We start from the raw sequence: 12,113 nt of genomic DNA, 5'->3' as shown, positions 1-12,113 counted from the left end.
TAAGTGAGCACTATAAATTTAATACTTTTATCGCTATGTTCCTTATAATCAAAAGAATATTTTAATCTTATATCGAACTCACGTTAAAATAATTTTCTTCCAATGCTTAGGGAGTGCTGAAGGCAACTGTTTGATACCTTTGTCAGTTAAGTCTAGACCACAAAAGCCATTAATTACCATTTGAAGTAATCCACCTGCACCAGTAGTAAAATAAGGGTTTGTTTCCCCAGCACCTTCAGAAATCACCCCGAAAGGCGGCAGTTGATTGGGACAGAAACTACGCACAAACAATTCATAGGCCTTCTCCCCATCACCCAAACGGGCATACTGCAGAGCCAATACAGAATAGGACATAGCAGGTCCACTTTTGTCTATTTGGGGCTCATAGTAGAGTAAATCTCTCTTTATTTCTTCAGGACGAGTGATAGCTTTCAGTGGATATGCCAATAAGTTTGCATCTGCCTGTTTAATAATCTGACCATCATATCCCTCGTATTCACGGGTCACGCCATCAGAAAATTTCGGTATACGCGATCCCTTTGCTACGGCATTCCAAGAGACAGGAACTTTTATGCCACAAAGAGCGTCGGATTCATTACAAGGGTCTATAAAATCACGTTGCGAACAGACGGTACCCAGCAAAGCAAAGGAAAATTCTTCTCCTGTTTTTAAATGTTTTGCAAATATATTTCTTTTATTATCAAACTCTTACACCTCAGTACATTCTCAAAAATGAAAGCCGAAGTGGCAAAGACTTGCAAATTTCTGTGTCTAGTTAAAGCTGAAGTACGCAAGAGTTTTAGATGAAGTCCATAATCCTGTATACTTTTCCGTTGCACTCTAGGCTGTAGATACTCATCGGAAACTTCAGCCCCATTTTCCACAGACAAGTCGACCGGTGTTAAAGCTTTCACTTGTATCAAACCAGCATAAGGCATACTGCGCAAGGCCCAGATACTATAAGATACTTCAAGTTTATTTGCATAGACAAAGCGAGTCTGATGTAAGGCTTCTTTCAAAAGGATACACTGCTCCCATCCGGATATATGTGTTCCATCCACTACTTGACCATCCATTTTCACATTCATACTGAAAGGATTGATGCCACGAATCAGTCTACTGACCTCATGAGGAGCTTCCGCATCAAATACATGGTTCAGTACAATCTGCTTGACGGAAAAAGGTTCTTTCCAAGGTAAAATACCGATTCCTCCATTTCCTACAGCAGTACCATAATAAGCATCATGATAGTCTGATGTCTTTATGTTCCACAGCGAATCATGAGCATGTACATAAGTAAATCCACAGACTATCCATATCAAAAGTAAAAGTATATTTTTTCCATAACTATATTATTTCAAGAATAAATTAAAACTAAACAAATCATTATATATCATTCATTTGTAAATGATTACTACAGGTTTACGAAAAAACACTGTCCTCAATTTCATAATAAAGCAAATATTTTCAATCTCTCATTATTGAACTTATATTCTTTTTGAGCATAAATCCATGTTATACAAACTTCGTGATACCAAGCATAAAAATCAAGTACAGAAAACAATAAACATTTTCCTGTTATATTTTACGATACTGCTATTAAACAAATATTTTAAGAGCAAATATTCTACATAAATATTATGCAAGAAGGACGGGTAAAAGCTATTCTGCAAAAAAAGTTTTAGACTGTACATTCCGGCTGTTTGTTCTTACCATAACTTCAAAATCGCCTAGTTCATAAACATATTGTAAATTCGAATTATAGAATTTCAAATCCTCTTCTGTGATTACAAACCTAACTTCACGGCTTTCCCCTTTCTTTAAGAAAATGCGTTTGAAATTTTTCAGTTCCTTTACAGGACGAACTACATCGGCATAGATATCATGCAAATATAATTGTACGACTTCACAGCCATCATAATCACCTTCATTTGTAACAATAACAGAAATTATCAAATTTTCCCCTTTCTTCAAAACATTAGAACTTAATACCATATCGTCATATTGGAAATGGGTATAACTCAGTCCATAGCCAAATGGATATAATAGTTCGTTACTATCTTCTAAATAATTACTTGTATAACGATTAAACACGTTTCTGTCCGGATCAGGGCGACTTGTATTATGACTATTATAATATAATGGGAGTTGACCAACAGAACGTGGGAATGATGTTGTCTATTTTCCGCTTGGATTCACTTTTCCAAACAGTACGTCAGCAATAGCATCTCCAGCTTCACTTCCTCCAAACCAAACATTTAGAATGGAAGGAATATTAGCTGCTTCCTCAGTTAGCACTAAAGGACGTCCTGTGAACAGAAGTAATACTACCGGCTTTCCTGTTTTCACCAATGCTTTCAACAAATCATGCTGAGCATCTGGAATTTCTAGTGTGATTCGTGAAACAGATTCTCCGCTCATTTCCGAACATTCACCTAAGACAGCTACAATAACATCTGCTCGGGCGGCAGTCTACAAAGCCTCTTTCAATAAAGTTTGATTATCTCCACGCTCCAATGGGCGCATGCCTGTGGCTGTCTTTTCGCGATTTTCATCATAGAAGATATTACTTCCTTTAGCATAGAGGACTTCCCCTTTATTGCCAATAGCAGAGCGCATCCCTTCCAGTAATGTACGATGTTTGGAAGGATTACACATCATACTCCACATTCCGCACATATTGTTACGTGCATTAGCCATCGGACCAATCAGTGCTATTTTCCCTTTAGTGGAAATGGGTAACAATGACTTCTCATTTTTTAGCAAAACAAATGTTTCAGATGCAATGCTACGTGCAATAGAGCGATGCTCAGTAGTATAAAGTTGTTTCGATGCTCGTAATGTATCGCAATATTTATAAGGGTTGTCAAACAGGCCTAATTTATATTTAACTTCCAACACACGACGACAAGCCGTATTGATTTGTTCTTCGGTAACTTCTCCATTTTGAAGAGACTCTTCCAATGTATTCAGAAAACCAAACGATACCATGTCCATATCCGTTCCTGCCTGCAGAGAGCGTACAGATGCTTCTTTTAAAGGGGCAATGCCGTGCGAAGACATTTCGGCAATAGAGTTATAATCTGTAACCAACAATCCCTTGAATCCCCATTCTTTTCGGAGCAAATCAGAAAGCAGCCATTTGTTCGCAGTGGCTGGAATTCCATCGACAATATTGAATGAACTCATGACACTACCTACTCCTGCATCTACAGCAGCTTTGTAAGGAGCAAGATATTCATTATACATTCGTAAGCGGCTCATGTCTACTGTATTGTAATCACGTCCAGATTCCGAAGCTCCATAAAGTGCAAATTCTTTCCCTGATATCCCCGTACATAGGCTTTCGCCATTAAAGAACCAAGATAAGGATCTTCCCCGCTTCCTTCCGCAATACGTCCCCAACGAGCATCACGACAAATATCTACCATTGGACTGAATGTCCAATTTACACCATCTGCACTTGCTTCTATAGCAGATATGCGAGCCATTTTTCGACAGCCAAGGTATCCCAACTGCACGAGAGAGCCAATGGAATGGGGAAAATTGTTTCATAGCCATGAATTACATCAGCACCAACAAGCAAGGGAATTTTCAGCCTGCTCTCTTCTACAGCCAAGCGTTGCAATTCGTAGATTTTATCTATTCCTTTCACATTAAAAAATCCACCTATTTCCTGTTTACGAATCATTTCGCTAAGTTCTCCGTTTTTCACAGTTCCTGTTGTGATATCACCTCCGGATGGCAGATTCAACTGACCTATTTTTTCGCATAATGTCATGTGATCCATCAAATCACTGACAAATTGATTCATTTGTTCATCAGTCACATCGATATGATGGGCGGTACATGCTTCTCTCAATATACCAATAAAGAATATCATAAGAAAATCCCAACATGTTTTCATAATCAGATTAACATTTATTATTATTCTATAATAGCTGCAAAACCACCATTTCTTTTCATTGAAATAGTAATGGAAGAAGATTTTGTAACGGTAGACAGTTTGTGTCTATAATCAGTTGCTTGACGATTAGCATTAATGCCGTCTTCAAAACTACTCATTTGATAAGAACGCCCTTCATTTAGAAAATCAAGGGAAATTTCAAATTTTCTTTCCATTTCTGCATTATTGGTTATACCGCCAATAAACCACTTATTCCCTTTGCGTTTTGCTACAATGACATACTCTCCAACCTTAGCTTTGAGCGATTTGGTCTGATCCCATGTTACAGGGACTTGTGAAATAAAACGGGTGCAATTCTCATTTTTTCGATAGTTAACCGGATTGTCAGCTAACATTTGCAATCCACTCTCAAAAAGAATGAATGTAGCTAATTGGAAAGCTCGTGTTCCTACACCTGCAGAATTGGGACGTTGAGCACTATAAAGTTCAGGCTGCATGCTAATCATGGGTCCCGGAGTATAATCCATTGGACCTACAGCATTACGCATAAAAGGAAGGTATATACTATTATCTGGATAACATCCCCTCATGTGTTCCAAACCTTTCACTCCTTCATAGGAAACAACATTCGGATATTTATACTCCAAACCTGCAGGAGTAAAAGAGCCATGAAAATCAACCAAAAGATGATGTTTAGCTGCTTCTTTAGCCACACGCTCATAAAAATTTACCATCCACTGGTCGCTTCTGTCCATAAAGTCGATTTTTATGCCTTTAATACCCCATTCTTCGTAAGTCTTGAATAAATCAAAGTTTTGTTCAACAGCCACCCACGACAGCCATAAGATTATGCCTACGTTCTTATCTTTTCCATACTGAATCAACTCGGGTAAGCGCATTTGTGAATTGGGTTTGTTAGGATTAAGTACGGTTTCAGCCCATCCTGCATCCATTACAATATATGGAATATGAAATGATGAAGCAAAATCTATATAATATTTATAAGTATCGTAATTGCATCCTGATACAAAATTGACATCTGGACCATAAAGAGCTGCATCGTGCCACCATTCCCAACTTGCCAAACCTGGCTTAATCCATGAATTGTCTTCAAGAACACTTTTAGTGGCTAATTTGTAATTCATCGTATTTTCAATGAGTTGAGAGTCTTCGCTCGTAATTACAAAATAGCGCCATGGATAATTCCGATTTCCTTCAGTTTGTGCTATATAATCAGCCTCTTTAGTAATTTTCATACTCAAATCTCCCTCTTCTGCAAATTCTAAAGGCACTTTGGGAAAGATTGCATTCAATCCGTTTTTACCGTTTCCTTTTAAAAACATACACGGATAATCGAAACGATCAGATTCGCCAACTAATATTTTATATTGCTTGCGTGTATCAATCAATATGGGAAGCACAGACATTTTGTCCGTATCCTTCCATTCTTGACTGGAAATATGTGTATACTCTTCTTCATAAGGTGTTTTAAAACTTGAAGGTTGCTGCAAATGGAGCAGATATTCTTTAGGAAAAGAAATAGCAAAATCTTCTCCAAGTACCTCAACCTTATCAGTTTTATGAGTAATAAAACGATAAGCTACCCCGTCATCAAAAGCACAAAATTCGATGGAATATCCTTTGAAATCAAGTATAAGAGTGTTATAACGACTCATAACAGTAGAGAATTTAAGAGGCACAACTGGCTTCAGTTCTTCCGAGAAACTTTTACGTTTCTGCCGTAGTAATTTCGGATTATCTCCCAGGATTTCGTTATTCAAAAACAAACGGAGATAATTGTCCTTTAATAGAATTTCATCGTTGTAATAAATATCGTAGTAAATCTTATCAGACAGACAAAACTCCACTTTTATAGTCTTGTCTGGTGAGAACAGACTCATTTTTTTCTTGGCATATACTGTGGTAGCAAATAATCCTATTAATAATAACAAATAAAAATTTTTCATACGCATATTTTTTATTTTTGTGAGAATGATGATAAAACGTGATTATACTCCTCTTCACTCAAACGCACCATAGCTCCGTGTCGGGAGTCGGGAATATTACAATCACAAACTTCCCATTTTTCTGCCTCTATATGCTCCGCATCAAAGCGTACATATTCGTGCGGATATCTTTCAGAGAAAATCATCCATCCCTTATTGCCAGGTTTGGGCATGAGGATAGGAGCTTCGAAATAAGTATAGGGAGTGGTAACAGGATGCTTAGGATTTACCAAAGAATAAGGACCCGTCAAATATGACGATTTAGCCAACCGAATAGATTTCCCCGTCGGAAATACCATCTTCCGGCCACCGTTCGTCCTTGATAACCGCATAGTAATTTTTACCAATTTTTCGGATTATGACATCAATGGTAGCCATTTCAGAATCAGCTTTACTTGGAAAATCGAACAAACGTTTTGGTGATGAAAAAGAACTAAAATCTTCTGTCAGCACATAATATGTACGCATACTTTTCCATTCATCATTTCCTTTGACTCCTTTTTTGGCCGCATACCACGTAACAATATACTGCTTGGGATCTTCGTCATAATACAATTTAGGTGCGCCAAACCTATTTCCTCCGGTATAATAATTATCGGTAAGGACAAAAGGGGATACTGGAAGTTCCTTTTCAATACTCCACGCTACAAGATCCCTTGAGGTCCAAAGCAATGGCTTTTGAGTCTTTTCCGAAACACCAATCATATAATATCTGTTATCATGACCTTTTATAATATCGGGATATCCTCTATATTCAGCATTGCCCCGTTGATTATTATTCAATTTTGTCCATGTACGTGCATCTCTACTTATGTAATAGTACATACGTCCATAGTCTTCATGTCGCATATGGATAAAAAGGTATCCTCCTTGAAGTTGGGTACTATGAGGCTGTCCTCGAACATTCGAAATACAAATGCATACAAGACAAACATATAAAGAGCTAATAAGTAAGTTTCTAATTTTCATGTAAGTTTATTTTAGTTAGCCAATGCAATATCATCTTCCCATTGAGGACGGTTGTAGGTTTGACTCAATTGTTTTCCGTACGATTTAGCTTGTTCCACCAAGTAATTGGGTAGTGGTATGTACTGGTGTGTAGGCAATGTCCCTTTTGCTTTGAAACATGCTTGTGAATATTTATTGAAGCGTATTAAATCTATTTTTCGATGTCCCTCATATAGAAATTCCTTTGATCTTTCATCTAATATGACATCTAGAAAAGCCTCCTTAGTTGCAGTTTGTTGAACAGACAAATCATCTAGTCCGCTCCTTCTTCTCACTTGATTAACCGCTTCTACTGCCTGTGGAGAAGGTGCAGCGTTAGATTGTCTCACTTCTACCTCTGCCATCATCAGCAACACATCAGCCCAGCGAGCCAATGGAAAATCGTTCCCTTGAAAAGTCGTGTTGGTCTCGATTGGGTATTTATAAATAATATATCCGCTCCATCTCTTGTTCAAATCTTCTCTGGTTACCTTTTCAGTAACTATACCTTGATTATTTACCCAATACTCATCTAATATCACTGCACGGCGTTTATCCTTCGCTTCATAACTGTCATAAAGTTTCGGTGAAACATTGTATGCTTGCATCCATCCACCTCCTTGATAGTTGAAAGGAGTAGGATTTCCTTTGTCATCCACCTTGGAGGCATCGTTTGGTGTAGCAAGCATAGATAGAGGGAAAAAATTACCACTACTAACGTCTCCGTTTGCCGAAGGATCACAGCTTACAGCCATAATGATTTCGGAGTTGAAATCATTTATAGCCTTAAACATATCTACATAAGAATTATCTCCCTTTGTAAACAAGCTATATCGATTATCTTTGCTAAGTTCACGATACATCTGCATCGCTTTTTCATAATAGCCTTTCATGTGTGCACCTTCATTAAGACAATGCTTCATCATACAGAATTTAGCATAATCTGACGTATAACGGCCGTGTTCCTTTACTGCATCAGGCAGATTTTCCATGGCATATTGGAAATCATTGTAAATCCAGGTAGTCATATCATCCAGTGAAGGTCTGACTAAATTTTTCAAAGCATTTTCATTGTTAATATCATCTTTGTCAACAATTGCAGGTAATGGTCCATAAATGTGCATGAGGTAATAAAGCATAAGACCTCTGCATAAATGCGCCTCTCCTAATAGTCTTTTCTTGCTGACAGTTTTGAAGATTTGATCGTCAGCCTTCTCCAAAGTAGCAATAATCTCTGTAAAACGAGTAATTTGGGCTAGCTTAGGAATGTGGTTTATATTATGCTCACCTACCCATGAACGCTCTGCGTAGACACAATCTCTGTAATCAGCCTGTGATAGTTTCATCCATGATCCCCAACCTAAGTTCCAGGCAGCCATATTATCAGACGGAGCTTCAAATACCCTTAGGATTCCCCCTTCGGGAATATAAAAACTATGTTGTCCAGGATCGTTTGCTATTTGGTACTGCCATGTTGTCGTAAAAGGAATATAACACGTCATAGTGTAATCTTCATATTCACTCTCTGTCGTAGGATAGTTTTCCGGATTCAACGTCCCGTAAAGTTTGGGGTCAAAATTATCTTCACAGCCGTATACAGCTATTGATGTAATAAAAAACAGTATGAAGGATTTTATATTTTTCATATTCATAGTTATTAATGTTGATTAGAACGTAATGTTTGTTCCAAGTGAGAATGTACGGGCCTGGGGATATTCACCTCTGGAAGCATTGTTTGCTCCACCACCGGTATATATTTCTGGGTCAAATCCTTTGAATTTGCTGATGATAAATGGATTTTGGACATCCACATAAAGCTTGATGCCTCTTACATATTTTTTTAGTTTTCCCAAAAGTTTATCCCTGAAATTGTATGATAATGTCATGTTTCTCATTCTCACAAATGAGGCATTTTCCATGTCTATATTGACACCGGCACCTCCTGGCAACGCACCCATGCGATCAATAGCCAATCCGGGACGAGTACCATTGGGATTGGTTTGAGAGTTCCAAAGCAGATATGCATATTTGTTGGTGTTTTCCGGATAATCTACTGCCAATGGACCAGGTAATGCTGCTCTATAAGCAATATTAGATTTGAGGATTCCAAATTGTCCGTACATAAAGAAACTGAACTCCCAATTCTTATAGTTAAATGTATTTCCGAAACCGATATAGACATCTGGAGTATTATCTTTTAGATATATATCGCTTTCGTCGATTTTTCCGTCCTTGTTTTTATCATCAATAATTGGACAACCCGGAAGTTGTGCTTCTGCCTGCAATGATTTTTGTGATTCCGGCATATTGCTGCGATCAGCATTGATAATACCATTCATCTTATAGTAATAGTAGGCATTCATAGGTTCCTTTTCTCTTTTTTGATAACAGCGATAATCATAATTCGGTAATCTTGCTTTCCAGAACGAATTGTTTTTCGAGAAGGTTATCTGCGTATTCCAGGTAAGTTCCCCTACAATATTTTTAGTATCAAGCATGATTTCCCATCCTTGACGAAAGTAATGACCTCCGTTTATGGGGCGAGTAGGATAAATTGCGAGAGGAGATGTTGATGCATAGCCCAACAAACTAGTTACATCATTACGGAACAAATCTATGCTACCACTTAACCGGTTTTTCGCCAAAAAGAAATCTAATCCGATGTTCTTCATAATTGTTTTTTGCCAACTAACGTCAGGATAATTTGTTCCCATTGACACACAAGGTACATAAAAAATACTATTGTCACTGAATCCCACTTTAAATCCGCTAGGCTCATACACACCGTAAAGTGAACTGCCTAAGTTATCCTGCCCGGTTTTACCATAGCTAGCTCTCAATTTTAACAAGTTAACCCAAGAAACATTCTTGAGAAAGTTCTCATTTGAAATCTTCCACGCTGCAGATACAGATGGAAACAGGGCATATTTTTTCCCGGGGAAAAACTTATCAGTTCCATCCCGGCGAAGGGTTGCCGAAACGACATACCTATCCAAAACATCAAAACTGATTTTAAAAAACTGAGATCTTTTCTCGTTTTTCAATGTGTGAGAAGTTGGATATATCTTTCCTTTAGCTGAACTGATATCATGCTCATTAATCATGTCATGTGTATCTTCGTAAGAGATTCCATATCCTTCATTACTCTCTAGATATTTACCCATTCCAGCCATTACATCCACTTGTACGATATTGAACATGTATTTCGAAAATGACAACATAGCTTCTATTGTCTGTGTTTGCCTGCGTTGCGAGAAAATATTTCCCCTTGACTTATACATGCGGGCAAAATACACATCGGATGGAATAAATGTTGATCTTCTGACATTTTCCTGATTCATGCCATACACTCCTTTAAATACAAGAATATCTTTATACAGTTTCATGTTGACAGAAAAATTTAAACTGTATCCATTTTCTCTGCTATAGTCCACTATATCTTCCATCGCTTTTGGATTAGGTATATTCCGGAAAATAGTGTAATTCCCATCATCCTGTTTTACTGGCAAATAAGATGGATACAAGAGCGCTGAAGTCAAAACACTGGGGGCGACATCTCCTTGATTTCCAGTATCGGTACCAATTATACCATTATTATATGAATTCTGATTTGCATTAAAAACTGACGTCAAATTCAGGAAAGGGAACAAATCCAAACTTAAATTTCCATGAACAATATATTTACTCATATCTGATTTCGATACAGTACCTTGCTGCTTCATGTAACTTCCTCCTAGATAATACTTAAATTTAGAGTATCCTCCACTAATAGTCAGATTATGTTTGGTAAGGAAACCATGGCGCAGTACTAAATCCTTCCAATCCGTATTGGTCGCATTTTGTATATCCGCTTCAGAAAATTGAGGTTCCCATTTTCCATCATAAGGAGTTGTTCCATAAGGATATTGCTTGTTGTTATATAGATAATTTTCCCTATTGAAAACATTAGCTAACTCCATATATTCTTTCGAATTGAGCACATCTAAATAAGGATAGTTGCGTACAAAAGAATAGCTGCCATCATACACGATACTCGGTACCCCTTCTTTACCTTTTTTGGTAGTAATCAATATTACTCCATTATCAGCTCCAATGCCATAGATAGCAGCAGAAGCATCTTTAAGAATCTCCACAGACTCCACATCTGCCGGATTCAAATTGGCAAGGCCATTACGGTCGATATTATTCGGAAGTCCCACTTGACCACAATTTCCACTGATGGCATTATTCGGCATAACAATACCATCTATAACATAGATCGGATTTCCTCCTCCACGAATTGAAATATTCACTCTCCCATCAGGCTGCATGCTGTTCACTGTAGCTTGTAATCCAGCCGCTCGTCCCATCAGCAACTGGTTTACATGACTGACTCCTGCTTGTGAAATTTTATCTGTTTTCACTTGTGCAATAGCAGTTGTAAGATTTTTCTTCGATACCGAACCGTAACCTACGACCACAACTTCATCAATGAGTTTTATATCTTCATTCAAATATATTTCTAAAAACGATTTGTTTTGTACATCAAGAACTTGAGACACGTAACCGATATAAGAAATAATAATCTTTTTATCAGGTGAAACGTTCATTTCAAAATGACCATTGATATCACTGATTGCACCAATTTCTTCCCTTTCCACCGCAATGCTTGCTCCAATTATTGGTTCTCCGGTTTTACTATCTTTAATTATACCTTTCAGCTTTTTATTATTTGTTTTAACCTCTTTTTTAGCGTTCAGAATAATTTGTTTTTTCTTGATTTGATACTGAATAGACGTTCCTTTCAACAAAATGTTCAATACAGAATCTATTGTTTGTTTGTCAACATGTATGGTTCGCTTTTGACGAACATCAATCACCTGTTTGCTGTACTGAAAAGAATACACTGTTTTCTCTTCAATCTTGTTTAGTACATGCTCCAAAGACACATTGTTCAAATGAAGCGTTATTTTTTCATTTTGTGCCCAACCTATTCCTGTTGATAATAGCACAATTAAAAAAAATAAAAATGCATACTTTTTATTTTTCATAGTTTTATATTTTTGATAATTATGTTTTGTCTCTATTGCTTTACTGGTTTTAACCAATCTTGTTTTATATTCAAGACTGTTTAAAAAGAAAATACCACATAAAAATACATGAAAAAAATGGAAAAATTTCTTCATACAGTCAACTAAAAATTAAAAGGTCAGTATTATAATATAATAAGATTA

8 protein-coding genes and 1 pseudogene are annotated in these 12,113 nt (G+C 37.1%); all 9 read right to left on the bottom strand.

Going from position 1 to position 12,113, the window contains the following annotated elements; all coding sequences use genetic code 11:
• Positions 1–78 precede the first annotated feature (78 nt).
• A complete protein-coding gene (locus tag BLW31_RS25070) occupies positions 79–642 on the bottom strand; it encodes a kojibiose phosphorylase (protein WP_022301253.1) in 564 nt (187 codons plus the stop codon).
• Positions 643–668: 26 nt separating this feature from the next.
• Positions 669–1,322 carry a hypothetical protein gene (locus tag BLW31_RS25065; protein WP_022301254.1) on the bottom strand — a complete coding sequence of 218 codons (654 nt, stop codon included), beginning with the start codon at positions 1,320–1,322 and terminating at the stop codon, positions 669–671.
• A gap of 340 nt (positions 1,323–1,662) precedes the next feature.
• Complete coding sequence (locus tag BLW31_RS24860; RefSeq protein WP_229121221.1) at positions 1,663–1,995, bottom strand: fibronectin type III-like domain-contianing protein; 333 nt, start codon at positions 1,993–1,995, stop codon at positions 1,663–1,665.
• 183 nt (positions 1,996–2,178) lie between these two features.
• Positions 2,179–3,781: pseudogene (locus BLW31_RS15260) on the bottom strand (glycoside hydrolase family 3 N-terminal domain-containing protein).
• A gap of 146 nt (positions 3,782–3,927) precedes the next feature.
• Positions 3,928–5,874: a glycoside hydrolase family 97 protein gene (locus BLW31_RS15255; RefSeq protein WP_022301260.1), complete on the bottom strand. Its 1,947-nt coding sequence runs from the start codon at positions 5,872–5,874 to the stop codon at positions 3,928–3,930.
• Positions 5,875–5,885: 11 nt separating this feature from the next.
• The gene (locus tag BLW31_RS24855; RefSeq protein WP_229035542.1) at positions 5,886–6,164 is read right to left on the bottom strand and encodes a glycoside hydrolase family protein; all 279 of its coding nucleotides are present in this window, start codon (positions 6,162–6,164) and stop codon (positions 5,886–5,888) included.
• 10 nt (positions 6,165–6,174) lie between these two features.
• Positions 6,175–6,738 carry a glycoside hydrolase family protein gene (locus BLW31_RS24850; RefSeq protein WP_074759607.1) on the bottom strand — a complete coding sequence of 188 codons (564 nt, stop codon included), beginning with the start codon at positions 6,736–6,738 and terminating at the stop codon, positions 6,175–6,177.
• 155 nt (positions 6,739–6,893) lie between these two features.
• The gene (locus BLW31_RS15240) at positions 6,894–8,546 is read right to left on the bottom strand and encodes a RagB/SusD family nutrient uptake outer membrane protein (protein ID WP_022301263.1); all 1,653 of its coding nucleotides are present in this window, start codon (positions 8,544–8,546) and stop codon (positions 6,894–6,896) included.
• 21 nt (positions 8,547–8,567) lie between these two features.
• Entirely contained in the window at positions 8,568–11,930 is a 3,363-nt protein-coding gene (locus BLW31_RS15235; protein WP_029425113.1) for a SusC/RagA family TonB-linked outer membrane protein, read from the bottom strand.
• Positions 11,931–12,113 lie beyond the last annotated feature (183 nt).

Source organism: Bacteroides faecis MAJ27, from assembly GCF_900106755.1.
Lineage (GTDB): Bacteria > Bacteroidota > Bacteroidia > Bacteroidales > Bacteroidaceae > Bacteroides > Bacteroides faecis.
Note: the sequence above shows the minus strand (reverse complement) of the source record. Positions and strands in the feature narration are given on the sequence as shown.